Annotated in this window: 21 protein-coding genes; 16 read left to right on the top strand and 5 right to left on the bottom strand. The window is 54.4% G+C overall.

What is annotated here, in order from left to right:
* Positions 1 to 17: 17 nt before the first annotated feature.
* The gene (locus EHV07_RS00270; protein WP_147193727.1) at positions 18 to 1,013 is read right to left on the bottom strand and encodes an acyltransferase; all 996 of its coding nucleotides are present in this window, start codon (positions 1,011 to 1,013) and stop codon (positions 18 to 20) included.
* Positions 1,014 to 1,151: 138 nt separating this feature from the next.
* On the opposite strand from EHV07_RS00270, the gene EHV07_RS00265 reads away from it, so the two are divergent.
* The 4 genes from EHV07_RS00265 (at position 1,152) to glyS (ending at position 4,950) form a co-directional block, all read left to right on the top strand.
* A complete protein-coding gene (locus EHV07_RS00265; RefSeq protein WP_147193725.1) occupies positions 1,152 to 1,514 on the top strand; it encodes a type II toxin-antitoxin system RelE/ParE family toxin in 363 nt (120 codons plus the stop codon).
* Positions 1,498 to 1,797, top strand: a complete 300-nt coding sequence (locus tag EHV07_RS00260; protein ID WP_147193723.1) for a helix-turn-helix domain-containing protein — start codon at positions 1,498 to 1,500, stop codon at positions 1,795 to 1,797. The genes EHV07_RS00265 and EHV07_RS00260 overlap by 17 nt, the downstream gene beginning before the upstream one ends.
* A gap of 165 nt (positions 1,798 to 1,962) precedes the next feature.
* The gene (gene glyQ / locus EHV07_RS00255) at positions 1,963 to 2,871 is read left to right on the top strand and encodes a glycine--tRNA ligase subunit alpha (RefSeq protein ID WP_147193721.1); all 909 of its coding nucleotides are present in this window, start codon (positions 1,963 to 1,965) and stop codon (positions 2,869 to 2,871) included.
* A gap of 9 nt (positions 2,872 to 2,880) precedes the next feature.
* Positions 2,881 to 4,950 (top strand): glycine--tRNA ligase subunit beta, encoded by a 2,070-nt coding sequence (gene glyS, locus EHV07_RS00250; RefSeq protein WP_147193719.1) that lies wholly within the window; start codon positions 2,881 to 2,883, stop codon positions 4,948 to 4,950.
* 157 nt (positions 4,951 to 5,107) lie between these two features.
* Here glyS and EHV07_RS00245 read toward each other — a convergent pair whose 3' ends face one another.
* Positions 5,108 to 6,160 (bottom strand): NAD(P)-dependent alcohol dehydrogenase, encoded by a 1,053-nt coding sequence (locus EHV07_RS00245; RefSeq protein WP_147193717.1) that lies wholly within the window; start codon positions 6,158 to 6,160, stop codon positions 5,108 to 5,110.
* A 117-nt stretch (positions 6,161 to 6,277) separates the two neighbouring features.
* Positions 6,278 to 6,568 (bottom strand): HTH-type transcriptional regulator, encoded by a 291-nt coding sequence (locus EHV07_RS00240; protein WP_147193715.1) that lies wholly within the window; start codon positions 6,566 to 6,568, stop codon positions 6,278 to 6,280.
* A 549-nt stretch (positions 6,569 to 7,117) separates the two neighbouring features.
* On the opposite strand from EHV07_RS00240, the gene EHV07_RS00235 reads away from it, so the two are divergent.
* The 12 genes from EHV07_RS00235 to EHV07_RS00180 all read left to right on the top strand — a co-directional run bounded on the left by EHV07_RS00235 (position 7,118) and on the right by EHV07_RS00180 (position 20,393).
* Positions 7,118 to 7,831: a FadR/GntR family transcriptional regulator gene (locus EHV07_RS00235; protein WP_147193713.1), complete on the top strand. Its 714-nt coding sequence runs from the start codon at positions 7,118 to 7,120 to the stop codon at positions 7,829 to 7,831.
* On the top strand, positions 7,828 to 8,826 hold the full coding sequence (locus EHV07_RS00230; protein ID WP_147193711.1) for an ABC transporter ATP-binding protein: 999 nt from the start codon (positions 7,828 to 7,830) through the stop codon (positions 8,824 to 8,826). The genes EHV07_RS00235 and EHV07_RS00230 overlap by 4 nt, the downstream gene beginning before the upstream one ends.
* On the top strand, positions 8,823 to 9,914 hold the full coding sequence (locus EHV07_RS00225) for an ABC transporter ATP-binding protein (RefSeq protein ID WP_147193709.1): 1,092 nt from the start codon (positions 8,823 to 8,825) through the stop codon (positions 9,912 to 9,914). The genes EHV07_RS00230 and EHV07_RS00225 overlap by 4 nt, the downstream gene beginning before the upstream one ends.
* On the top strand, positions 9,911 to 11,425 hold the full coding sequence (locus EHV07_RS00220; protein ID WP_174822344.1) for an ABC transporter substrate-binding protein: 1,515 nt from the start codon (positions 9,911 to 9,913) through the stop codon (positions 11,423 to 11,425). Before EHV07_RS00225 ends, EHV07_RS00220 begins: the two co-directional genes overlap by 4 nt.
* A gap of 15 nt (positions 11,426 to 11,440) precedes the next feature.
* Complete coding sequence (locus EHV07_RS00215; protein WP_147193708.1) at positions 11,441 to 12,382, top strand: ABC transporter permease; 942 nt, start codon at positions 11,441 to 11,443, stop codon at positions 12,380 to 12,382.
* 2 nt (positions 12,383 to 12,384) lie between these two features.
* Positions 12,385 to 13,251 carry an ABC transporter permease gene (locus EHV07_RS00210; protein WP_147193706.1) on the top strand — a complete coding sequence of 289 codons (867 nt, stop codon included), beginning with the start codon at positions 12,385 to 12,387 and terminating at the stop codon, positions 13,249 to 13,251.
* Between the two features lie 14 nt (positions 13,252 to 13,265).
* A complete protein-coding gene (locus tag EHV07_RS00205) occupies positions 13,266 to 14,867 on the top strand; it encodes a gamma-glutamyltransferase family protein (RefSeq protein ID WP_147193704.1) in 1,602 nt (533 codons plus the stop codon).
* 206 nt (positions 14,868 to 15,073) lie between these two features.
* Positions 15,074 to 15,790 (top strand): DUF3053 domain-containing protein, encoded by a 717-nt coding sequence (locus tag EHV07_RS00200; RefSeq protein ID WP_147193702.1) that lies wholly within the window; start codon positions 15,074 to 15,076, stop codon positions 15,788 to 15,790.
* A gap of 379 nt (positions 15,791 to 16,169) precedes the next feature.
* Positions 16,170 to 18,101, top strand: coding sequence for a PTS mannitol transporter subunit IICBA (locus tag EHV07_RS00195; RefSeq protein ID WP_147193700.1), 1,932 nt, complete (start codon positions 16,170 to 16,172; stop codon positions 18,099 to 18,101).
* A 93-nt stretch (positions 18,102 to 18,194) separates the two neighbouring features.
* Positions 18,195 to 19,340: a mannitol-1-phosphate 5-dehydrogenase gene (mtlD, locus tag EHV07_RS00190; protein ID WP_147193698.1), complete on the top strand. Its 1,146-nt coding sequence runs from the start codon at positions 18,195 to 18,197 to the stop codon at positions 19,338 to 19,340.
* A 23-nt stretch (positions 19,341 to 19,363) separates the two neighbouring features.
* Positions 19,364 to 19,963, top strand: coding sequence for an MltR family transcriptional regulator (locus EHV07_RS00185; protein WP_147193696.1), 600 nt, complete (start codon positions 19,364 to 19,366; stop codon positions 19,961 to 19,963).
* A gap of 67 nt (positions 19,964 to 20,030) precedes the next feature.
* Positions 20,031 to 20,393 (top strand): YibL family ribosome-associated protein, encoded by a 363-nt coding sequence (locus EHV07_RS00180; RefSeq protein ID WP_147193693.1) that lies wholly within the window; start codon positions 20,031 to 20,033, stop codon positions 20,391 to 20,393.
* A gap of 60 nt (positions 20,394 to 20,453) precedes the next feature.
* Here the strand turns inward: EHV07_RS00180 and EHV07_RS00175 are convergent, their stop codons facing one another.
* Positions 20,454 to 22,835 (bottom strand): autotransporter outer membrane beta-barrel domain-containing protein, encoded by a 2,382-nt coding sequence (locus tag EHV07_RS00175; protein ID WP_147193691.1) that lies wholly within the window; start codon positions 22,833 to 22,835, stop codon positions 20,454 to 20,456.
* A 450-nt stretch (positions 22,836 to 23,285) separates the two neighbouring features.
* A complete protein-coding gene (locus EHV07_RS00170) occupies positions 23,286 to 24,356 on the bottom strand; it encodes a sugar ABC transporter substrate-binding protein (RefSeq protein ID WP_147193689.1) in 1,071 nt (356 codons plus the stop codon).
* Between the last annotated feature and the right edge of the window lie 29 nt (positions 24,357 to 24,385).

Below are 24,385 nucleotides of genomic sequence, written 5' to 3'. Positions count from 1 at the left end.
AGCACCCGGGCTGATAACTAGCTGATAAAATGGTGCCTGTCGGCTTTGCGCAGCGCCAGCGACAGCAGCAGGCTGCCCAGCAGCGTAATCGTGAAAACCAGCGGAATATCCAGCAGCGGCCGGGCGGTGTGATCAAGATGGTGAGTACGCATGAAGTGGATAAACAACGCGTGAAAACCGTAAATGGGCAGGGAATTACGCGAAATAAGGCCAAAGAACGGTAAAATTCGCTGATTAAGCGCATTTTTGAAAACAATCACCAGACTGACCGCAGCAACAAAAACCACCGGCCCGCAGTAGAGATACCAGGTATCGGCAAACGCACCGTTAATGGCCATCTGCTTTTTAGTGCCCATCGCAATACCCGCGACACAGGCGATAAATACCGCTCCCGCCAGCCAGCTAACGCCTCGTTTATCGGTATCCATCATGCCAATCGCTCGCCCGAACAGCGCGTACAGTACGTAATAGAAGCTGTCGCCGTTGATATAGAGATTCAGCGGCAACCACTGAAAATGGCCGACAGACCGCTCGACCGTGTTGGGATTCGCCAGCACCGCCAGCACCAGCGTGACCACCGCAAGATAGCCTGCCCGGACGTTTTTTACCTGGATGAGCGGCGAAAGCAGGTAAATAGCGATTACGGCGAAGAAGAACCACAAATGATAGAACACAGGTTTCTGTAACAGCAGCCGGATGGAGATGCTCTGACTGATTGGCGTTAGCCAGGTGATATAAAGCAGCGCCACCGTACTGTAAAACAGCAGGCACAGCACAATGCGCAGAAAATGACGTCCCTGCGCGCTGCGTTCACCGAAGAACAGGTAGCCGGAGATCATAAAAAAGATCGGCACGCAGACGCGTGAGGCGGAATTCAGCAGGTTGGATAAATCCCAGGTATGCTCGCCAATGGCGGGAGCGTTCGTCACGTACCAGGTGGTGGTATGGATCATAATCACCATCAGGCAGGCCACCGCACGTAAATTATCTATCCAGACAATCTTTTCCTTCATTTCATCCTCTGCTCGCATTAACGCGTATCAGAGGGTAGCCGGGCGCGGAATGTTCAACAACCTCGCCTTGAAATTATAACGAATTCATTATAACTTAGGTTATAACTAAAACGTTATAATCTACGATCAGGGACGATCATGTGGGAAATCATCACGACCGCGCGATTTGACAGGTGGTTCCATGAACAATCAGAGGATTTGCAAGACGAGATTTTATCTGCATTTATCGTATTGCGAAAAGAAGGTCCGATGACTGGACGGCCACTGGTAGACACTTTAAACGACTCTAAATATGCAAATATGAAGGAGTTACGCCTTTCATTTGAGGCCAGACCGATCAGAGCGCTGTTCGCATTTGACCCGGTCCGCCAGGCTATTTTCCTTTGTGCTGGCGACAAGACAGGCGACCGAAAATTTTATAAAAAATACATCAAAATAGCCGATGCTGAATACAAAGCTCATCTGGCAAGACTGGAGTTTGATAATGGCAACTTTAGATGAACTACTGAAAGAGGTAAGTCCAGAACGCCGGGCCAAAATCGAGGTTCGCGCCGAAGAAATGATCCGCGAAATCACTCTCGCGCAAATGCGTGAAGAGCTGCAAATTTCACAAACTGCACTCGCCATAGCGCTGGGCGTTAAACAACCTGCCGTAGCCCGTATGGAACGTGTTGATAATGACCCGCGCCTGTCCACTCTCAAACGCTATGTAGCCGCGCTGGGCGGGGAACTTTCTATCGACATAAAACTTCCATCCGGTAAACGAGTGGCTTACCCACTGTAAAACGCAAGGCGCTGACTATTTCAGGCAAGAACACGGGCAAGATGGAAACAGCCTGTGGCATTTTGCTGTGGGTACAGTGCCTTCAGCCAACATCGGGCTGACTAACCGACGGTCAAAGGGTATACTGACGCCCACTTTTAAAACCGTATCGCGTGCGAAAACAACATGCAAAAGTTTGATACCAAGACATTTCAGGGGCTGATCCTGACCTTACAGGATTACTGGGCACGCCAGGGCTGCACCATTGTGCAGCCTCTGGACATGGAAGTGGGTGCGGGAACGTCTCACCCAATGACCTGCCTGCGCGCTATCGGCCCGGAGCCAATGGCGGCGGCCTATGTGCAGCCTTCCCGTCGTCCTACCGACGGTCGCTATGGCGAGAACCCGAACCGCCTGCAGCATTACTATCAGTTCCAGGTGATGATTAAGCCTTCACCTGACAATATTCAGGAGCTTTACCTCGACTCGCTCAAAGAGCTGGGTATGGATCCGACCATCCACGATATCCGTTTTGTGGAAGATAACTGGGAAAACCCAACGCTGGGCGCATGGGGCCTGGGCTGGGAAGTCTGGCTGAACGGCATGGAAGTGACGCAGTTTACCTATTTCCAGCAGGTTGGCGGCATGGAATGTAAACCGGTTACCGGCGAAATCACTTACGGCCTGGAGCGTCTGGCAATGTACATCCAGGGCGTGGACAGCGTCTACGATCTGGTCTGGAGCGACGGCCCGCTGGGGAAAACCACCTACGGCGACGTGTTCCATCAGAACGAAGTGGAGCAGTCCACCTATAACTTCGAACACGCCGACGTCGATTTCCTGTTTAGCTGCTTCGAGCAGTACGAGAAAGAAGCGAAAAGCCTGCTGGAGCTGGAAACGCCGCTGCCGCTGCCAGCCTACGAGCGTATTCTGAAAGCGGGTCATACGTTTAACCTGCTGGACGCGCGTAAAGCGATTTCCGTGACCGAGCGTCAACGCTATATCCTGCGTATTCGTACCCTGACTAAAGCCGTGGCTGAAGCCTACTATGCGTCGCGTGAGTCGCTGGGCTTCCCGATGTGCAAAACAAAATAAGAGGCAGCCATGACTGAAAAAACTTTCCTGGTGGAGATCGGCACCGAAGAGCTGCCGCCAAAGGCGCTGCGTAATCTGGCCGAATCTTTTGCCGCTAACTTTACCGCCGAACTGGATGCTGCGGGCCTGACCCATGGCGACGTCACCTGGTACGCTGCCCCGCGCCGTCTGGCGTTGAAAGTCGCCAGTCTGAGCGCTGCGCAGCCAGATCGCGAAGTCGAAAAACGCGGCCCGGCGATTGCCGCTGCGTTTGATGCCAACGGCGTGGCAACCAAAGCTGCCGAAGGCTGGGCGCGCGGCTGCGGCATTACCGTTGAGCAGGCCGAGCGTCTGAGCACCGACAAAGGCGAATGGCTGCTGTATCGCGCTCATATGAAGGGTGAAAGCGCGCAGTCGCTGCTGCCAGCCATGATCGCGACGTCACTGGCGAAGCTGCCCATCCCGAAACTGATGCGCTGGGGCGATTCCGACGTGCAGTTTGTGCGTCCGGTCCATACCGTTACGCTGCTGCTGGGCGACGAAAGCATCCCGGCTAAGATTTTAGGTATCGACTCTGCCCGCACAATCCGCGGTCACCGCTTTATGGGCGAGCCGGAACTCACTATCGACAACGCTGACCAGTATCCGCAAATCCTGCTGGAGCGCGGTAAAGTGCAGCCAGACTTTGAAGCACGTAAAGCGCAGATCAAAGCCGATGCCGAAGCGGCCGCACGCCAGATTGGCGGACACGCTGACCTGAGCGACAGCCTGCTGGAAGAAGTCGCCTCGCTGGTTGAATGGCCGGTGGTATTAACGGCGAAGTTTGAGGAGAAATTCCTGGCGGTACCGGCCGAAGCGCTGGTTTACACCATGAAGGGCGATCAGAAATACTTCCCGGTCTATGACGACGCCGGCAAGCTGCTGCCAAACTTCATCTTTGTGACCAACATTGAGTCGAAAGATCCTCAGCAGATTATTTCCGGTAACGAGAAAGTGGTTCGTCCACGGCTGGCCGATGCCGAGTTTTTCTTCAACTCAGACCGTAAACAACGTCTGGAAGATAATCTGCCGCGTCTTGAAACCGTGCTGTTCCAGAAAGAGCTGGGTACGCTACGCGACAAAACCGACCGTATCCAGGCGCTGGCGGGGTGGATTGCCGGACAGATTGGTGCGGACGTCAATCATGCAACCCGTGCTGGCCTGCTGTCCAAATGCGACCTGATGACCAATATGGTGTTCGAATTTACCGACACCCAGGGCGTGATGGGCATGCACTATGCGCGTCACGATGGCGAAGCAGAAGACGTGGCCGTGGCGCTGAACGAGCAGTATCAGCCGCGTTTTTCCGGTGACGATCTGCCTTCTAACCCGGTAGCCTGCGCGCTGGCGATTGCCGACAAAATGGATACCCTTGCCGGCATCTTCGGTATCGGCCAGCATCCGAAAGGCGATAAAGACCCGTTTGCTCTGCGCCGCGCCGCGCTGGGCGTGCTGCGTATTATCGTCGAGAAGAACCTGCAACTCGATCTGCAAACGCTGACCGAAGAAGCGGTTCGCCTGTACGGCAGCAAGCTGAGTAACGCCAACGTGGTCGATGAAGTGATCGATTTCATGCTGGGTCGTTTCCGCACCTGGTATCAGGAAGAAGGTCACAGCGTGGATACTATCCAGGCCGTACTGGCTCGTCGCCCTACTCGTCCGGCGGATTTCAACGCGCGTATGAAGGCGGTTTCTCACTTCCGTACGCTGGAGGAAGCCGCAACGCTGGCCGCCGCCAACAAGCGTGTTTCCAATATCCTGGCGAAATCCAGCGAGACGCTAAACGACAGCGTGCAGGCGTCTCTGCTGAAGGAAAATGAAGAGATCCAGCTGGCAACGTATGTCTCAGCACTCAGCAGCAAGCTGGCACCTTACTTTGCGGAAGGTCGTTATCAGGATGCGCTGATCGAGCTGGCGCAGCTGCGTACTGCCGTTGATAACTTCTTTGAGAAGGTGATGGTAAACGCAGACGACAATGCGGTGCGGATCAACCGTCTGACGCTGCTGGCGAAACTGCGCGAGCTGTTCCTGCAGGTAGCGGATATTTCGTTGTTGCAGTAAGGCTTTTCCGACGGCTGATAAACCTGAAGCCGAGAGAAGTATACGCCTGAAGCAAAGCATCACGGGCCATGGACGGCCCGTGTTGAGCTGCCACAGATGGCGCTTTTTGCTTCTTTACGGAGGGTGCATGCTCCCTGAGCATGCACTTTTTTGGTTTTTAGCCGCGCTGATCCGCTTTCATATCGATCACGAAGCGATACTTCACGTCGCCTTTCAGCATGCGCTCAAACGCAGTTTCCACCTCATCCATGCGGATCACTTCCACATCCGACACAATGTTGTGTTCGCCACAGAAATCCAGCATCTGCTGCGTTTCCTGAATGCTGCCGATTGATGTGCCGGAAATGCTCAGGCGCTTAAACACGATTGGCGTGACGTTTGGCGACTGATGCGGCGCGTCAGGAATACCCACCAGCACCAGATGGCCATTGGTTTTCAGCGTGTTGAGGTACGGATCCAGATCGTGCGGCGCAGCTACGCAGTCAAGGATAAAATCGAGGCTGTTGGCTTCGGCGGCCATTTGCTCATTATCCTTTGAAACCACAACTTTGCTGGCTCCCAGACGCAGCGCATCGGCACCTTTAGCCGGAGAAGTCGTGAACAGCACCACTTCAGCACCCAGCGCGCTTGCCAGTTTTACCGCCATATGGCCCAGACCGCCCAGACCAATTACGCCTACGCGCTGGCCTGGCTGGATGTTCCAGTGCTTCAGCGGCGACCAGGTGGTGACGCCTGCGCACAGCAGAGGCGCGACGGCGCTCAGTTCCAGATTTTCCGGCACGTTAACGACAAACTTGCTGTCAACGACAATGCTCTCGGAATAGCCGCCAAAGGTTTTGCCGCCGATGACTTTTTCTTCACCGTTATAGGTCGCGGTAAAGCCAGCTTCGCAGTACTGCTCTTCGCCCTGGTTGCACTGTGAACAGTGGCCGCAGGCGTCCACCATCACGCCTACACCGACCAGATCGCCCGCTTTAAAAGCGGTGACGTTGCTGCCGGTGCTCAGGACACGGCCTACGATTTCATGGCCGGGAACCAGCGGAAACTCGCTGACGCCCCACTCATTGCGCGCCATATGCAGATCGGAATGGCAGACGCCACAGTAATGAATATCGATGTGCACATCGCCAGCCTGAAGCTCACGGCGTTGGAATTCAAAAGATTCGAGAGAAGTAGTGGCAGATTTTGCTGCCAGGCCTTTAACCTGCATGTGGCTGTCCCCTGTTGGGCAAAGCGGCGTAGGGTAAAGAATTGCATCGGTCGGGGCAAGGCGGAATTGTAAACATTAAAACATAAAACCCGCCAGATGGCGGGTTTTTCTTTACTATCACAGCAGCTCTCTGCTGAGACAAGGATTAGATTGGATCAGTAACATTAACTTCTGAGCACTGCGCGAAGGTTTGCTGCGCTTCGCTTCCCAACTCTTAACCGACGAAACACTCACGCCCATTGCCAGGGCAAACTCATCAACTTCCATACCGGTAATTTCCCGTATGCGTTTTGGTTCGGGCATCAACACTTCACCCTTTAATGCGGGAGCGGCCTGGATGACTTCACGCGTTAACACAATATGCTCAAGACTGGACAACAACTCACCCATTGGATCTTTAATTTCCATAGAGCACTCCTCATAAAATCACTAGTGTGAAGGACCAGAGAGGAGAACCTGAAGCTCAGGTTCCTAATGCTGGCGGACAGCAACCTGGGAGCTTAGTAAGGCAGCGCAGGGAAACGCCAGGACCCTTAGTATGGACGCAAATCGTGTGACTTGTGTTCTATTTTTTGACTATTTTTCAGGCTTGCTTTTAAGTCAACTTGTGGAAAGGTTATGCGTACGCAGGCCGCGTCAAGCCTGGCCTGAGTTGGTAACGGTTACAGCAAGTGACCGACTTCGATCATGAAATATTTTCACTCGTTAAGCGCGCGGTGCATCGTCAGAGCGCGAAGCGCACCATAAGCAGGCACCCACGTCTTTCACTATCGGTACGACATAGAGAGGCGATGAAATTAATTACCTCTGGATTCAATTAATTAAAAGATAACGCGCCGCTTTTTCCTGAACCAATCAAATATTGGTTCGCTTCTTGCTCCTCCTTGTTAATCAAAATCCGCCTGCCGCGCCGTTTGCTGGCGGCCTGTTTTTAGCACTCAGATAAGCGAACACGATATGGAAATGCCAGAAATCGCTAACTCCAGCTCGGCGCTGGAAAAGCTTCGTCAGCTGATTCAGCAGCGGGATACGCAGCCCGGCAAACCGCTGCCAACCGAGCGTGAACTGGCCGAACGCTTTAACGTAGGCCGCCGTGAAATCCGCAGAGCGCTGGACGTGCTGGAAGAAGAAGGCCGGATCTGGCGTAAACAGGGTAAAGGCACCTTCGTTGGCCCTGCCGCACCGGTTCAGCCGCTGGTGCTACAGGATTTGCCACAGCAGTCGAATCTGCTGGAAGTGATGGAGGCGCGTCTCCAGCTTGAACCCGGTCTGGCCCGACTGGCAGCGCAGCGGGCCAGCCGTGAGCAAATTGCGCTGATGCAGCGTCTGCTGGAACGGATGCAAAACATCTCGTTAGGCGATGGCGACCAGCATGAGCTGTGGGATAGCGCTTTCCATCGCGCCATCGCCGAAGCGGCCGGTAATCGTCTGATGTTGGGGCTGTTTGATGCCATCGATGCGGTTCGCCGGGAACCCAGCTGGCAGCACCTGCGCGTACTGGCGCGTACTGCCGACCGGCTGGACAGCTATGACAATCATCACCAGCTTCTGGTGCAGTACATCACCGATCGCCAGCCAAATGATGCCGCCGCCGCCATGCATGAACATTTACTGGCGCTACAACAGGCATTGATCGAAGCCATCAGCAACGGCAAAGAGGAGTCGTTATGACCGCAACAGGTTCCGTGTTGGCACTCAGCCAGCTTCACGTGCAGTTTAAGGGCTCGCCGGTCAGCGTACTCGACGGCATTTCTCTTCAGGTGCATGCCGGAGAAACGCTGGCGCTGGTCGGCGAATCCGGCTGCGGCAAAAGCATTACCTCGCTGGCACTGATGGGCCTGCTGCCGGACAGCGCAGAGATCAAACAGGGTGACATCACCTTTCTCGGCAACGACGTGCAAAAGCTGAGCGCGCGGGAGTATGCCGATATTCGTGGTAATCAGCTGGCGATGATTTTTCAGGAGCCGATGACCTCCCTAAACCCTGCGTTTACGTTAGGCGATCAGCTTAGCGAGGCCGTAATGCGCCATCGTGGTATCAGTCGTCGTGAAGCAATGGAAGTGGCGCTGGCAATCCTCGAAAAAGTGCAGATCCCGGCCGCAGAAATGCGTCTGAAGGCATATCCCCACCAGCTTTCCGGCGGGATGCGTCAGCGGGTGATGATCGCGATGGCGCTGATCAACCGGCCAAAGCTGCTGATTGCCGACGAACCCACTACCGCGCTGGATGTGACCATTCAGGCACAGATTCTGGCGCTGCTTAACACGCTCAAAGAAGAAACCGGCACGGCGGTGCTGATGATTACCCACGATCTGGGGGTGGTAGCGGAAGTCGCGCAGCGCGTCGCGGTGATGTATGCCGGGCAGGTTGTGGAGATGGGTGACGTGGCGGAAATTTTTAACGATCCGCAGCACCCTTACACCATCGGTCTGATGGGTTCCATTCCCAGCGCAGAAGCGCGCACCGCCACGCTGGCCACGATCCCCGGTGCCGTACCGCTGCCGGAAAAGATGCCGAAAGGCTGCCGCTTTGCCACGCGCTGTCCGTTTGCCGAAAAGCGCTGCCATCAGCAGAAACCTGCCCTGGAGGCCTTCGGTCCCCGTCATCAGGTGGCCTGCTTCCGCGCACCGTTAGAGCAGCATGTCACTTTGGGAGAGATTGCATGACCCTGCCAATCCTTGAATGCACCGATTTAAGCAAAACCTTTGCCGGCCCCACCCGCCTGTTCAGGCGCAATCCGCAGGTCACGGCCGTTGACCGCATCTCGCTCCAGGTCATGCCCGGTGAAACGCTGGCCATTGTCGGCGAGTCCGGTTCCGGGAAATCAACGCTGGGTCGCCTGCTGCTCCGCCTGCTTGCGCCTTCTCAGGGAGAGGTATTTTATCAGGGTGAAGAGATTACCAAAGCCAGCGGCGAGCGCCTGAACCAGCTGCGTCGCGAGCTACAGATTATTTTTCAGGACCCGTTCGCTTCCCTTAATCCCCGCATGACCGTTGAGCGCATCGTTGGCGAGCCGCTGTGGCTGCATGAGTCGCTATCAGGGCGCCAACGTCAGGAAAAAGTCATCGATCTGCTGCAAACGGTAGGCTTGCCGGCAGCGTGGGCGCGCCGCTATCCGCATGAGTTTTCCGGCGGCCAGCGTCAGCGTATTGGCATTGCCCGTGCGCTGGCTTCAGGCCCGAAACTGCTGCTGGGTGACGAGCCGGTTTCGGCGCTGGATGTTTCGGTGCAGGCTCAGGTGGTCAACCTGCTGGAAAGCCTGAAACAGCAGTTTGGCCTGACGATGATCGTTGTCGCGCACGGTCTGGGGGTAATCCGCCATATGAGCGATCGCGTCGCCGTGATGTATCTCGGCCAGATTATTGAGCTGGCAACCGTCGACGAAATCTTTGATACGCCACTGCATCCTTATACCCAGGCCCTGATCGCATCAGCCCCCAGACTACAGCCTGGTGCAGCGCGAACCCTCCCCGTATTACAGGGTGACTTGCCGAATCCCGCGAACCCGCCCAGCGGCTGTCGTTTTCATACCCGTTGTCCGCACGTTCGCGACGAATGCCGCCAGTTCGAACCCGTTCAACAGATTATTGCCGGCGGTCGTCGCATCGCCTGCCATCGCTGGCAGGAGATCAATCGGGATCGCAGCGTCATTATTGTGACGCCGCCATCAGCCGCTTTTTTGCAGCGCCGCGCGCTGTTTGAACAGGCAGTAAAACAACAATCATTAACCCCCTCTGGAGAAGTGACGCCATGAAAGTACGCCACACTTTATTCGCCGCCCTTGGCGGCATGATGCTGATGGGAAGTTTGCAGGCGCAGGCGGAAAGCACGCTGCGTATCGGGCTGGGCGCCGATCCGGATATGCTCGATCCACACCTGGCACGAACCTATTATGGTCGCTTTGTGTTTGCCGCTCTGTGTGACCGCCTGGTGGACGTGGATGAAAAATTACAGATCGTGCCGGGCCTGGCAACCGACTGGAAGTGGAGCGATGACGGCAAAACGCTGACCATGAACCTGCGTCAGGGCGTTACCTTTCAGGATGGCGAAAAATTTGATGCTGATGCGGTGAAATTCAATATTGAGCGCGCGCTAACGCTGCCGGGTTCGCTGCGTAAAAGCGAAATCTCTTCTGTCGCCTCGGTCGAGGTGGCCTCGCCGTCACAGGTCATTTTCCATCTGAAAACGCCCGATGCCGCGCTGCTCAGCCAGCTAACCGATCGTGCGGGTGCGATGCTGGCACCGAAAGCCGCCGCAAAACCCGACTTCGCGACTCATCCGGTCTGTTCCGGCCCTTATCAGTTTGAAAGCCGCGTGCAGCAGGACCGTATCGTGCTAAAACGCTTTGATCATTACTGGAACAAAACCGCCTACCACTTCGATAAAGTGGTGTTTTTACCCATTCCGGATGCGTCGGTACGCCTCGCCAATCTGCGATCCGGCGATCTTGATCTCACCGAAGGCATCGCCGCCAGCGATGTGAAAACCGTGGAGGCGGACAGCCGCCTGAGCCTCGCGAAAGTTACCGGCCTGGGCTATCAGGGCATCACTTTTAATATCGCCAACGGGAAAGTGGATCCCAATAATCCGTTCGCGAAAGATGCGCGGGTGCGTGAGGCGTTCTCTCTGGCGATTGACCGCGAGGCGCTGAACCAGGTGGCATTCGAAGGTCAGTACACGCCCGCTAATCAGCCGTTCTCTCCGGTCAGTCCTTACCATGTCAATCTGCCCATTCCGCCACGCGATGTGGAAAAAGCCAAAGCGTTGCTGGCCGCAGCCGGGGTTAAAACGCCGCTCAACGTGACGCTGCTGGTGACCAATAATCCCACTTCACAGCAGGTGGGTCAGGTGATTCAGGCAATGGTGAGCGAAGCCGGTTTTAATGTGAATCTGCAAATGAGCGAGTTTGCTTCTCTGCTCGACCGCCAGCAGCGTGGCGACTATCAGCTCAGTCTTTCGGGCTGGTCTGGCCGCCCCGATCCTGACGGCAGCATCTTCTCGTTTATCAACAGCAAAGGCACGCTGAACGATGGACGTTACAGCAATCCGCAGGTCGATCGGTGGCTGACCGAAGCGCGTCAGACCAATGACAAGGCTGCCCGCCAGGCACTGTACGACAAAGTGGTGAAGCAGCTGCAAAACGACATGCCGATTGCCTGGCTCTATTTCGAACCGCGCATCTTTGGTATGAGCAAAAAACTGACCGGCTTTAAAGCCTGGCCGGATGGTCTGGTGCGCCTGGCCGACCTGAAGATGGCCCCCTGAGGCACTGGAGCGACCATGCTGGAACTGATAGTTAAACGCCTGCTGCTGGCGATCCCCACGCTGTTTCTGGTGAGCATTATGGTGTTCTCACTACAGAAGCTGCTGCCGGGCGATCCGGTACTGGCGATGGCGGGCGAAGAACGCGATCCCGCCGTGATTGCGCACCTCAGAGAGCAGTATCATCTTAATGATTCGCTGTCCTCGCAGTACTTTTACTGGCTGGGTAGCGCGATGCGCGGCGATTTAGGCACTTCTCTGCGCACGCAGGAACCTGTCACTACGCTGATAGCCAGCAAGCTGCCGGTGACGCTGGAGCTGTCGCTGCTGGCGATGATCGTGGCGCTACTGGTCGGCGTCAGCATGGGCATTGTCGCGGCGGTACGCAAAAACAGCTGGATCGATCACACCACCAATTTTGTGGCGCTCTCCGGGATTTCCGTTCCGCATTTCTGGCTGGGGATCTTGCTGATTCTGCTGTTTTCCGTGCATCTGCAATGGCTTCCCGCGTCTGGTTACGTTTCGCTAAGTGAAAGCCTGTCGCAAAACATCAAAACGCTGTTGCTACCGGCGCTGGTGCTGGGGACTGGCCTGGCGGCCACGCTGATGCGCCATACGCGTGCTTCAATGATCGCGGTGCTGAAAGCCGATTATATCCGTACGGCAAAAGCCAAAGGCCTGCTGCCGATGCGGGTGATCCTGAAGCACGCTTTCCGTAATGCGCTGGTACCCATTATTACGCTAACCACCTTGCTGTTTGGCGAACTGCTTGGCGGCGCGGTATTGACCGAACAGGTTTTCACCCTTCCCGGCTTTGGCAAGATGATTGTCGATGCCGTTTTTAACCGTGACTACGCCGTGGTGCAGGGCGTGGTGCTGGTGGTGGCAATAGGCTTTTTGCTGCTGAACCTGCTGGCCGATGTGCTCTACGTGCTGATTAACCCCAAAATGCGAGGCTGACGATGAGTGAAGTCCTGACGATGCCTGCAACCCGTAAACCCGCTAACCGGGTGCTGATGAAATTTACCGGCAACAAAAGCGCGATGATCGGCGCGGTCATCGTGACGCTGTTTGTGCTGATTGCCATACTGGCTCCCTGGCTGGCCCCTTTCGATCCGATCAAAGCGAATTTCCTGGCGGTACGCAAAGCGCCTTCGGCCCTTTACTGGCTGGGAACCGATGAGCTGGGGCGCGATATTTTGTCGCGGATGATTTGGGGCGCGCGCACGTCGCTGCTGGCTGGCTGCATTTCCGTGATGATTGCTATTCTGATCGGCGTGCCGCTTGGGTTAATTGCCGGTTACTGGCAGGGCATTTGGGATGGCGTGATTTCCCGCGTTATCGAAGCGCTGCTGGCCTGCCCGTTTTTGATCCTGGCGATTGCGCTGGGCGCGTTTCTTGGCCCCAGCCTGGGCAACGCGATGATTGCCATCGGCCTGTCGGCGATGCCGGTTTTTGCCCGCCTGACGCGCGGCCAGGTGATGGCTATCCGTAACGAGGAGTATATCGACGGTGCAAAGGCGATCGGGCTGCCCGACCGCTGGATTGTATTGCGTTATGTGCTGCCCAACGTGATGTCACCGATCCTGGTGCAGGCCACGCTGGCTATCGCTTCTGCCATTATTACCGAAGCCAGCCTGTCGTTTCTGGGCCTCGGCCAGCAGCCGCCTAATCCGTCGTGGGGCGCCATGCTGAATACCGCTAAGGGCTTTCTGGAACAGGCGCCCTGGATGTCAGTTTTCCCTGGCCTTGCCATTTTCCTGATCGTGCAGGGCTTTAACTTGCTGGGCGACGGATTGCGCGACGCGCTCGATCCGCGCAACGATTAACTTAAGGAACTGCTATGAGTGGAATCAGTGATTTTAACGTGGGCTACCCTTCTTATCGCGTCCCGATGATGGGCCGCAATGCCGTAGCAGCCTCGCAACCGCTGGCGGCACAGGCTGGGATCAAAATGCTTCAGCTGGGCGGCAATGCAGTTGATGCGGCGATCGCAACGGCTATTGCGCTGACCGTGGTCGAGCCTACCGGCAACGGCATTGGCAGCGATGCTTTCGCCATTGTCTGGGATGGCAGGGAACTTCATGCGCTTAACGCGTCGGGTCGCGCGCCTGCTGCCTGGTCCCGTGAAACCTTCGCCCATCTGCAAGCTATGCCGGAAATTGGCTGGGATTCCGTTACCGTACCCGGTGCGGTTTCAGCATGGGTCGAGCTGGCGGAACGCTTTGGCACGCTGCCGTTGACCACGCTGGCGCAGCCTGCAATTGACTATGCACGCCATGGTTTTCCGGTGTCGCCGCTGATCGGTCATCTCTGGGAACGTGGCTATCACAAGCTGCGCGATCAGCCCGGTTTTAGCGCCTGCTTTGCGCCTGAAGGCCGCCCGCCGCGCGTGGGTGAGCTGTTCCGCAATCCTGCTCAGGCCGACACGCTGGAAAAGATTGCCGCCACTAACGGCGAAGCCTTTTATCAGGGCGAACTGGCCGAAAAGATAGCTGCCTTTGCCGAACAGCACGGCGCCGCGCTGACGCTGGAAGATCTGAAGAACCATCGCGCCGACTGGGTACAGCTGCTTTCCCGCCCCTTTGCGGGCGGATCGGTGCAGGAACTGCCGCCTAACGGCCAGGGGATTGCCACGCTGATGGCGTTGGGGATTTTAGAGCACTGGGATATTGGCCGCTATGAGCCGGACTCCACCCAGTGGCTACATCTCTCCATCGAAGCGATGAAGCTGGCGCTGGTCGATCTGGAGCGCTATATCGCCGATGAAGATCATATGGCGTTTCCGGCAGAGCTGCTGTTGAGCGATGACTATCTGAAAGCGCGTGCCGCGCTGATTGATCCGCAGCAGGCGGGAGACTTTACCTTTGGCGCGCCGACGCAAAGCGGTACGGTTTACCTTTCCACCGCTGATGCTAACGGAATGGTGGTGTCGTTTATTCAGTCCAATTATATGGGGTTTGGCTCGGGCGTCGTGGTGCCCGATACCGGTATCAGCCTGCAAAATCGCGGTGCGGGTTTTGTGCTGGAAGAGAACCATCCTAACGTAGTGGCCGCGAACAAACGCGCATTCCATACCATCATTCCGGCTTTCGCGCTCGACGGTGACGGCCAGCCGCTGATGTCCTTTGGCGTGATGGGCGGCCCGATGCAGGCCCAGGGCCATTTACAAATGGCGTTGCGGATCATGTTGCATAAGCAGAACCCTCAGGCAGCGATTGATGCGCCGCGCTGGCGAGTTGTGGCAGGACGTGAAGTGATTGTCGAACCCGCGCTCGACCGCAACACCATTGCCGCACTGCGGGCGATGGGTCATCAGATTGTGGTGGAAGATCCGCTGCAAACCTACAGCTTCGGCGGCGCGCAGGCAATCGTTCGCGATCCGCAGGGTTTTTGGATTGCGGCGACCGAAAGCCGGAAGGATGGACAGGCGCTGGTGTTTTAAGTTTTTAAAATGAACTATTGTTTGTTTTTTAACCTTCGCAGGCGAGAGGTTCTTCGCCAGCGCATTAATATTGCGGCAGAACGTATTAAAGCAGGTCAGGCTTAGCGGATTCACGTATCTTCCCCGCGCGAGTTAGACTATTCTTTAGGCGCGGCGTCCGCCGCCCTTATTGCTTGTAAGCCCTTCTATTACAGGAGTTACTTCCCATGACGACAGGAACGATTCGCGTCTGGACGCGTCTGCTGGCGCCTTTTATGGCCCTGCTGCTGGTATTTCAGCTAACGGGTTGTGGTGACAAAGAAGCCGACCAGCGCAAAGCTTTTATCGATTTCTTGCAAAACACCGTGATGCGCAGCGGCGAACATCTGCCCGCTCTCAGTGAAGACCAGAAACAGAAGTTCGGCAACTATGTTAGCGATTACGCGATTATTTACGGATTTTCTCAGCAGGTTAATCGGGCTGTCGATTCCGGCATGAAGCCGGTTGTTGATGAACTCTCGGCAATCCGCACACCTCAGGACTATCTGACCCATCGCGATTCTCTGCGTCAGGCCAGTGGCTCTTTAGGCGTACTGACTCAGCAAATCCAGGCTGCAAAAACGCAGGCCGATAACAGCAAGGCCGCACTTAAGCAGCCGGAAGAGTTGAAAACGGTCTATGACAATGTCTACAACAAAGTTGTGACACAGCCAGCGGGCTCGTTGCTGCCGCTGCTGCCAACCTTGCAGACGCTAAGCCAGGACGCAGTACGAACCGGTGACTTCCTGCAACAACAGGGCGCACAGGTGACGTTTAACGGTCAGACGATCCAGTTCCCCAGCCAGCAGCAGGCGACGCAGTACAATACGCTGATGAGCAATATCTCCTCCAATGCTCAGGCGCTCGGCCAGGCGCAAAGCGCATTACAGGGCGGTTTTCAGTAATTTTTGATGACGGGCCGGAGAGTTTCGGCCCGCTGTTTTTAAATACCAAAACAGAAAGAAAATATTTTGTGATAGCAGTCACGTAACAGGTAAAAAACCGGAGTCGCTTTATGTGATTCACATCACGTAAATAATGACTTTGCCGCTGCGCATTCACGCTAATTTTTCCTTCTTTGCCATTAATTGTGATCGAAGTCACCAAATACCCCCCCTCTCTCGCCCTAACTCAGTGATATGCATCACACTTTATCTGACAACTACGCAGCTAACTATTCGCGTGGTAGAGTCCGCCTGCATACAGTGATACTGAACGAAATGTCCTGAACAAAAATCAACGCGCTTCTCTCAATCAGCGCGTACTTATAAGGGGTGTATTTTTATGTCCTCATCAGATATCAAGATCAAAGTACAGAACTTTGGTCGCTTTCTGAGCAACATGGTCATGCCTAACATTGGCGCGTTTATCGCCTGGGGTATTATCACCGCGCTGTTTATTCCTACTGGCTGGCTGCCAAACGAAACCATGGCGAAGCTGGTCGGCCCAATGATCACTTATCTGCTGCCGCTGCTGATTGGCTATACCGGTGGACGTCTGGTGGGTGGCGATCGCGGCGGCGTGGTCGGTGCCATCACGACCATGGGCGTGATTGTCGGTGCAGATATGCCGATGTTTCTGGGTGCAATGATTGTTGGCCCGTTGGGCGGCTGGGCAATCAAGAAATTCGACAAAGTCGTTGATGGTAAAATCAAAAGCGGCTTTGAAATGCTGGTTAACAACTTCTCGGCCGGTATCATCGGCATGCTGTTGGCCATCTTCGCTTTCCTGGGCATAGGACCGCTGGTGGAAGTGCTGTCGCACATTCTTGCGGCAGGCGTAAACCTGATGGTGCAGCATAACCTGCTGCCGCTGACCTCAATCTTTGTTGAACCCGCGAAAATCCTGTTCCTGAATAATGCTATCAACCACGGCATCTTCTCGCCGCTGGGTATCCAGCAGGCCAGCGAAGCCGGTAAATCGATCTTCTTCCTGATTGAAGCCAACCCGGGTCCAGGCATGGGCGTATTAATGGCCTATATGTTCTTTGGACGTGGCAATGCTAAGCAATCCGCTGGCGGCGCGGCTATCATCCATTTCCTCGGCGGGATCCATGAAATTTATTTCCCGTACGTGTTGATGAATCCGCGTCTGATTATCGCTGTCATCCTGGGCGGTATGACCGGCGTGTTCACCCTGACACTCCTGAACGGTGGTCTGGTTTCCCCTGCTTCGCCGGGCTCCATTCTTGCCGTGCTGGCTATGACGCCAAAAGGCGCTTACTTCGCCAATATTGCAGCGATTGTCGCCGCTTTCGCGGTATCTTTCGTCGTTTCTGCCATCCTGCTGAAAACCAGCAAGGTGAAAGAAGACGAGGATATTGAAGCCGCTGCACGCCGCGTTAACGAGATGAAAGCACAGTCCAAAGGCCAGAGCAGCGCGCCTGCAAATTTAGCCGGCGGCGATCGCGGCGATTTGAGTCACGTACGTAAAATTATTGTGGCGTGTGATGCCGGAATGGGCTCCAGCGCAATGGGTGCTGGCGTACTGCGCAAAAAAGTGAACGATGCCGGCCTGACAAATATCTCCGTCTCCAATACGGCGATCAATAATCTGCCAGGGGATGTAGATCTGGTCATTACCCATCGCGATCTCACGGAACGAGCGATGCGCCAGGCGCCTCACGCGCAGCATATCTCGCTGACTAACTTCCTCGACAGCGGCCTCTATACCGACCTTACCTCGCGACTGGTTGAAGCAAACCGTAGCGCGGGCAATCGTGAAAAAGTGACGGCGGCCCTGAGCGACAGTTACGATGACAGTCAGGAACATCTGTTCAAACTGAGTGCTGCCAACATCTTCCTCGGCAACCATGCAACCCACAAAGAGCAGGCCATTCGTTTCGCTGGCGAGCAGTTGGTGAAAGGCGGTTATGTCGAGCCAGAATACGTTCAGGCAATGCTTGATCGGGAAAAACTGACGCCGACTTACCTGGGCGAATCCATTGCCGTGCCGCATGGCACCATTGAAGCGAAAGATCGCGTACTGAAGACCGGTATTGTGTTCTGTCAGTATCCGGAAGGCGTTCGCTTTGGTGAAGACGAAGACGATGTTGCCCGCCTGGTCATTGGTATCGCCGCTCGTAATAATGAGCACATTCAAGTAATTACCAGCCTGACCAACGCGCTCGACGATGACAGCGTGATTGCCAGACTGACCACCACCACTGACGTGCAGGAAGTGTTGGATCTGCTGTCGGGTAAACAACCCGCGTAAACCAGGCGGCAGACAGATTACCCCAGGGCCGGGCATGCCCGGCTCTTTTTTCGGGCCGGGTGTGTCCGGCTCTTCATTGATACGGGAAAAATTATGAAAGCTCTCCATTTTGGTGCCGGTAATATTGGCCGCGGTTTTATTGGTAAATTACTGGCGGACGCCGGCATCCAGCTGACGTTTGCTGATGTTAATCAGGTAGTTTTGGATGCGCTAAACAGCCGCCATGAATATCCGGTACACGTGGTTGGCGAGCAGGCTCAGGTGGATATTGTCAGAGGGGTCAACGCCGTCAACAGCACCAGCGACGACATCATTCCGCTGATTGCAGAAGTGGATCTGGTGACTACAGCAGTGGGTCCGCAGATCCTTGAACGTATTGCCGGTAGCATTGCAAAAGGTCTGATCCAGCGCCACGACAGCGGCAACACGCGTCCGCTTAATATTATCGCCTGTGAAAATATGGTACGCGGCACCACACAGTTGAAAGGCCACGTGCTGAAAGCGCTGCCGCAGCAGTATCACGCCTGGACCGAAGCCAATGTCGGCTTTGTTGATTCCGCTGTCGATCGCATTGTGCCGCCATCCGAAGCCGGAACAACCGATCCGCTGGAAGTGACGGTAGAAACCTTCAGTGAGTGGATCGTTGATCAAACCCAGTTTAAAGGTGAGTTACCTGCTATTCCGGGAATGGAACTGACCGACAATCTGATGGCCTTTGTTGAACGTAAGCTGTTTACGCTGAATACCGGCCACGCCATTACCGCTTACCTGGGTCAGCGTGCCGGACACCAAACGATTCGGGATGCGATTCTGGATGAAAAAGTCCGTGCAGTTGTGCAAGGCGCAATGGAAGAGAGCGGTGCGGTGCTGATCAAACGCTACGGTTTTGAGGCGGACAAACACGCTGCTTATATCCAGAAAATTCTCGGTCGTTTCGAAAATCCTTACCTGAAAGATGATGTTGAGCGGGTTGGCCGTCAGCCGCTGCGTAAGCTAAGCGCGGGCGACCGTTTGATTAAGCCAACCCTGGGCACGCTGGAATATAATTTGCCGAATAGCCATCTGGTGACGGGTATTGCCGCAGCGATGCATTATCATAGCGAGCAGGATCCTCAGGCGCAGGAGCTGGCTGAAATGCTGTTCCGCCTGGGGCCGCAGGCTACGCTGGCGCAGATTTCCGGTCTTGATGCCAACAGCGATTTGGTTGCCGCAGTCGTGAAAGCCTGGAATGCGGCCTGATGCCAACAATGTAATTTCAATGGATGAACAGCGAGGACGCGGCGTTGCCGTGTCCTTCAAGGCGGAGCCCGACAGGGCATATTAATATGCAGGCAACAATGGAAAAACCCCAGGCTTTTGAAAATCGGGTGCTGGAGCGCCTGAACGCCGGACACACGGTCAGAAGCTTTTTAATGGCGGCCGTCGATCTCCTGAGCGAAGCGGTCAACAGCCTGGTGCTTCAGGTCTTTCGCAAAGATGATTACGCAGTGAAGTATGCCGTTGAGCCTTTGCTGCTGGGTAATGGCCCGCTGGGTGAACTGTCGGTCAGGCTGAAGCTGATCTATGGCCTTGGGGTGATCAGTCGAAATGAATATGAAGATGCTGAATTATTGATGGCGCTGCGTGAGGCGCTAAATGATGACGGCAGCGAATACCGCTTTACGGATGATGAACTGCTGGGACCGTTCGCCGAGCTGCACTGCGTGGCTGCCCTTCCGCCACCGCCGGATTTGACGGATATGGATACTGAGCTGCGCGTCATGCTGCAACAGCGTTATCAACAGGTGGTTCGTTCTACCCTGGTGCTCTCCTTAACCGACCTGATCTCCCGCATCCGCATCCGGCAGGCATTCAAAAAATAGCCTGCGTACCGCTTTTCATCGCTTTCGTGTATCCTTGCGACAATGTATCACTCCACGGTTAATGACAATGAAAGAACAAGTTCAGGCAGAAATTAGATCACTCAGCGACAAGCTGGATGCCCTGACGCGCAAAGAGCCGCTGCTGCTGGAATCCGGCGAAGCCGAAAAACTGGGCGAGCTGTTAAAAGAAAAAGAAAAGCTGGTGATTGAGCTGGAGCGTCTGCGCAATGTTCGCGAAGAGAAGCTGAGCAAAGAAGCGCAAAAGCTGAAGCAGTTGCCGTTCAGCCGCCCTATCACCAAAAAAGAACAGGCTAACCTCGGCGCACTGAAGAAAAGCGTGCGCGGTATTGTGGTTGTTCACCCCATGACCGCGCTGGGCCGGGAAATGGGTTTGAAAGAGATGACCGGCTTCGCGAAAAACGCGTTCTGATACCCGACGGTAACAAGCATAAGTGTTGCGCTTATGCTTGTTATTTCCCCGCTATTCCGATCAGAACTGCCAGCTTACGCCCACTTCTCCACTCCACGGCGATTCGATATGGCTCCCCTGCATATAGCCCGCGTTGACATGCATCGCCAGCGTTGACGATAGCTGCGAACGTACGCCTGCATGATAAACGCCTCGCGTCCCGCTCAGATCGTTAGTAAAACGATCGCCATTCACCCATACCCGATTGTTTTTTAGCGTTTCCCGTTCAATCCTTGCTCCGGCGTAAGGATGCACGATTGCCTCGCCGATCTGCACCGGATAAGCCGTGGTGATGCCGGCCGCCGCAATCAGCGATTTTTGCGAGCCAATACGCGCTTTCATACCGTTAGTTAACGCAAGACTGGCGCTGCTTACTGTGATGCCCGTAAGCGAGAGATAAGGCGTCACGATGGCGTTACCCGGATGGAAATCGTGCCCGCTTTTCAGCGCGGCACCAACGCCGGTTGTGCTGAAATGCCCTTTTGCCGCGGAACCGCTGGTCATGCGGGCATCAATATCATGCCTGAAGCGATCGAGTTTCAGTATGCCGTCCAGCCAGTAGCCGGAATCATGTTGATATGCCACATAGATTCCGCCAGCGTAAGCATCAATGTCGGCATCCCCAATCCCCTTACCGCGAAAATGCATGTCGCTGTGACTGTGACTGACAAACACCCCCTGCGTCAGTAAACCTTCGCCGCTCTGCTCGGTACGATCGGCACCGAGCGTAATCGCATTGGTGCTCATCCAGTAGTCCGCACCCGCTTTATCACTGACGCTCAGTCTGTTGTTACGCACTGTACCCCAGACGCCAGAATCATGCGCCAGCGGAGATTTTTCGGCCAGGCGGCCATGGATTGTCTCCAGCTCCTGCTGGAAAATCAGCGGATCGGCCGTTGCCACGGCTAACACAGCCGCTGTTGATGGCGTAATCGAACGCGGTGGATTGTCGGAGGAGGTATCGCCAGCCGGGACATCAACTGCGTCTTCAGCCGGCGTATCCGAATCAGCCGCCGTGTCATCAGCAGTATCCGTCTCTTCTGCTGAACCTTCTGCGTTATCCGCTTCGGGTTCCGGGGTCTCTTGCGAAGCCTCATCGGTGTCAGGAAGAGGAGCAACTTCTTCCTCTGTGGGTGGGCTTAGTGGCGTTAGCGACCAGCTGTCGTCACCGTTTGCCACCAGATAATACTGATAAGTTCCCAGATCTACCACGTGGCCGGTATTGGCAAGCGTGAAGGTCGCATCGCCGCCGCCCGTTTGGATCAGTTTCAGGCTATCGTCCTTATCAGGACTGACCCCGGTGTCCGATATATAAACTTTGAAGCTACCGCTGGCATTTCCAGTAACGTCCAGGTAATCACCCACGTTGCTGGCGAGGCTGGTAGACATGTACAACGACCCCGTACCCGACAGGCTGCTGAGCGTTGCGATGGAATACCCCATCCTGTCATATGTCACGGAACCGCCGTCCAGAACAACGTTGCCTAAAGAAAAGAAATATGTGCTTAAAACATTAGAATTAGTTGAAAGCCTAATGTCTCCGGTTCCAGAAACGATATAATCAGCCAGCCCTGTATCTGAACCGGTTATTATCATCAGCTTACCGCCATTATTAACAGCGATATTTCCCCGCAGCGAGGACAAGATACTGGGCTCAACAAAATTTGGCGCGACGATAAGTGAACCGTTAATAATGGCATCGGTTACGGTGCCGGAATTAAGATTACCGTAAGCGTCGCTGTTGATTGTCAAATTGTAGGATGACGCAACGCTGGCGCCGCCAAGAAAGTATACCCCGCCGTTAACAACCGTGTTGTAATCCGTACCCGCAACATTAACAAACCGACCCCCATTAACCGTCGTATTTGTTAACGTCCCTTTTTCAATCCACAACTTGCCACCGTTGATAACGCTGTCATTCATTAGGGAGGTCTCTGCCCGCAGATAAACATAGTCATCATTAATTTTATTAATAGTCCAGTGATTAGCCTCAGCATACGCATTAATGTCAACTGACGTTCCGCTTTCAATAACCGCATAATGAGAAACGGCAATGGAACTGCCATCTGCGCTGCCTTGTAGCACCATGGTGCTGCCTGAACTGAGAAGCGTATTGTTATCCTCTCCGCCATTATTGGTTAATGTGCCACCGCTGTTAACCTGCGTGCCGTTCGTGGTTCCACCCGGATTGATAACCTGCTGCCCATTGGTATTGATTATGGTGTTTGTTGCAGTACCATAAACCTGCTGCGTACTGACAGCGTTATCATCACTTTCAATCGTTTCGTCATTCACCGTCGTACCCGCAGCAACGGTTTCCGTAAAGGCCTGGGACACGTCTGGATTTAGCAAAAGGAGAAGTAAAACGACGACAACAGAAAGGCTCGACCTTGTCGTTTTCATGAGTATTTTTCCATTATAGAATAAAAAATAAAGCGAAAAAGACGATATGAATTTATTCCATATCGCTCCCACCAGAATTTCTCACTGGGTAAAATCCGTACCCGTCTCTCATTACAACAGCCTGGTTAAAACCGAAACCCTCCCTTTCCCTCTTAACGTTCCTGTTTATTACAGTTTAAATTAATGGGTAACTATTACACTACTAACTCAATTAAAATTTCTTAAAAATAATTTTAAAATTACCTGAAAAATTAAAAATGTTAAATTTAAACAACCCCTGTCATTTTGGGCGAAAAAAAATACCATTGAAAGATAGCGCCAGATTGGCGTAATTGCAAAAAACAATGCATGTAAAATAAAAAATTAATAAAGGGGGTGACATGAGGAGCAAGGAGGGAAATTAATGATAAAAAAAAGCCCGTGTTAACGGGCTTGTTAATTTTGGCGAATTTATTTTTTCGCGTATTTTGCTTCCAAAGTAGCAAACCAGGGCGCGACAAAATCCGTCGACTCGCCCCAACCCGGGATAATTTTATTCAGCGTCGCGACGTTCACAGCCGATGTTTGGGTGTTTAGCTGCGCCTGAGAGATAGCGGCAGCTTTGAACTGGTAAGTCGCTGGCGTGGTGACCCCGGCGATTTTATTCGCCACCAAACGCATGTTGATGGCGCCAATCAGCTTACTGTCTACCGCCACCGTCTGCTTCCATGGGCTGTTTTGCTGATGCATCAGTTGCAGATCCTGATTGGAAACATCAATGCTGTAAAGCTTGATCTCGGTACGGCCATTCTCCTGTAACGCTTTATACGCTCCCTGCGCGAAAGCATCCCACGATCCCCAAATCGCATCGATTTTGCCTTTTGGGTATTTGGCAAGAATGGCGCCGATTTTATTGGCTGTATCACCCTGAACATCGGAAGATACCGCGCCAATAGATTCCAGCTGATGGATCCCTGGATTCGCTTTCAACACTTTTTCGTAAACAACCTGACGACGTTCCATCGCCGGGAAGCCAGCAACCCACAGCTTAACGATATTCGCTTTACCGTTGCTGTCCTTGATTAACTGATCCAGAGAAAGCTGAGCCAGAGACGCGTCATCCTGCGCGGTGACGGTGACACCCTCAACCGGCTGATTTACCGGCGTATCGAATACCGACACTTTGATACCCGCATCGGCAATACGCTTCACCAGCGCGGTGGAGTAAGGATCTTTACCGTGTGACAGCACGATGCCGTCATATTTTTGGCTGATGGCCTGGTTAACGAAGTCCTGAAAACGGGCATCATCGCCGTTGCTCAGGAAAGTGCTGACCTTAAAGCCCAGCTTGCGGCCTTGTTGAATAGCCCCGGCGACAAACTGCGTCGTGTTGTCATCTGAGCCCAGGTTACGAATAACCGCGATGCGTATTGGGCCGTCGTGTTTGGCAATAGCAGCAGGCACGTCAGCTGTCGTCTCTGCGAAAGCCGGCACGCCAGTCAGCAGGCTGATAGCCAGCAGCGATGTTGTTAGTTTTTTCATTTTTATTTTCCTGTCAGTCCCGTTTCAGC

Source organism: Pantoea sp. CCBC3-3-1 (genome assembly GCF_007981265.1).
In the GTDB taxonomy this organism is placed as follows: Bacteria; Pseudomonadota; Gammaproteobacteria; order Enterobacterales; family Enterobacteriaceae; genus Erwinia.
Note: the sequence above shows the minus strand (reverse complement) of the source record. Positions and strands in the feature narration are given on the sequence as shown.

What these genes read in the sequence shown, in the direction of transcription:
- EHV07_RS00270 (WP_147193727.1), bottom strand. Translation starts at nt 1,013, where the DNA reads ATGAAGGAAAAGATTGTCTGGATAGATAATTTACGTGCGGTGGCCTGC.
- EHV07_RS00265 (WP_147193725.1), top strand. Translation starts at nt 1,152, where the DNA reads ATGTGGGAAATCATCACGACCGCGCGATTTGACAGGTGGTTCCATGAA.
- EHV07_RS00260 (WP_147193723.1), top strand. Translation starts at nt 1,498, where the DNA reads ATGGCAACTTTAGATGAACTACTGAAAGAGGTAAGTCCAGAACGCCGG.
- glyQ (WP_147193721.1), top strand. Translation starts at nt 1,963, where the DNA reads ATGCAAAAGTTTGATACCAAGACATTTCAGGGGCTGATCCTGACCTTA.
- glyS (WP_147193719.1), top strand. Translation starts at nt 2,881, where the DNA reads ATGACTGAAAAAACTTTCCTGGTGGAGATCGGCACCGAAGAGCTGCCG.
- EHV07_RS00245 (WP_147193717.1), bottom strand. Translation starts at nt 6,160, where the DNA reads ATGCAGGTTAAAGGCCTGGCAGCAAAATCTGCCACTACTTCTCTCGAA.
- EHV07_RS00240 (WP_147193715.1), bottom strand. Translation starts at nt 6,568, where the DNA reads ATGGAAATTAAAGATCCAATGGGTGAGTTGTTGTCCAGTCTTGAGCAT.
- EHV07_RS00235 (WP_147193713.1), top strand. Translation starts at nt 7,118, where the DNA reads ATGGAAATGCCAGAAATCGCTAACTCCAGCTCGGCGCTGGAAAAGCTT.
- EHV07_RS00230 (WP_147193711.1), top strand. Translation starts at nt 7,828, where the DNA reads ATGACCGCAACAGGTTCCGTGTTGGCACTCAGCCAGCTTCACGTGCAG.
- EHV07_RS00225 (WP_147193709.1), top strand. Translation starts at nt 8,823, where the DNA reads ATGACCCTGCCAATCCTTGAATGCACCGATTTAAGCAAAACCTTTGCC.
- EHV07_RS00220 (WP_174822344.1), top strand. Translation starts at nt 9,911, where the DNA reads ATGAAAGTACGCCACACTTTATTCGCCGCCCTTGGCGGCATGATGCTG.
- EHV07_RS00215 (WP_147193708.1), top strand. Translation starts at nt 11,441, where the DNA reads ATGCTGGAACTGATAGTTAAACGCCTGCTGCTGGCGATCCCCACGCTG.
- EHV07_RS00210 (WP_147193706.1), top strand. Translation starts at nt 12,385, where the DNA reads ATGAGTGAAGTCCTGACGATGCCTGCAACCCGTAAACCCGCTAACCGG.
- EHV07_RS00205 (WP_147193704.1), top strand. Translation starts at nt 13,266, where the DNA reads ATGAGTGGAATCAGTGATTTTAACGTGGGCTACCCTTCTTATCGCGTC.
- EHV07_RS00200 (WP_147193702.1), top strand. Translation starts at nt 15,074, where the DNA reads ATGACGACAGGAACGATTCGCGTCTGGACGCGTCTGCTGGCGCCTTTT.
- EHV07_RS00195 (WP_147193700.1), top strand. Translation starts at nt 16,170, where the DNA reads ATGTCCTCATCAGATATCAAGATCAAAGTACAGAACTTTGGTCGCTTT.
- mtlD (WP_147193698.1), top strand. Translation starts at nt 18,195, where the DNA reads ATGAAAGCTCTCCATTTTGGTGCCGGTAATATTGGCCGCGGTTTTATT.
- EHV07_RS00185 (WP_147193696.1), top strand. Translation starts at nt 19,364, where the DNA reads ATGAACAGCGAGGACGCGGCGTTGCCGTGTCCTTCAAGGCGGAGCCCG.
- EHV07_RS00180 (WP_147193693.1), top strand. Translation starts at nt 20,031, where the DNA reads ATGAAAGAACAAGTTCAGGCAGAAATTAGATCACTCAGCGACAAGCTG.
- EHV07_RS00175 (WP_147193691.1), bottom strand. Translation starts at nt 22,835, where the DNA reads ATGAAAACGACAAGGTCGAGCCTTTCTGTTGTCGTCGTTTTACTTCTC.
- EHV07_RS00170 (WP_147193689.1), bottom strand. Translation starts at nt 24,356, where the DNA reads ATGAAAAAACTAACAACATCGCTGCTGGCTATCAGCCTGCTGACTGGC.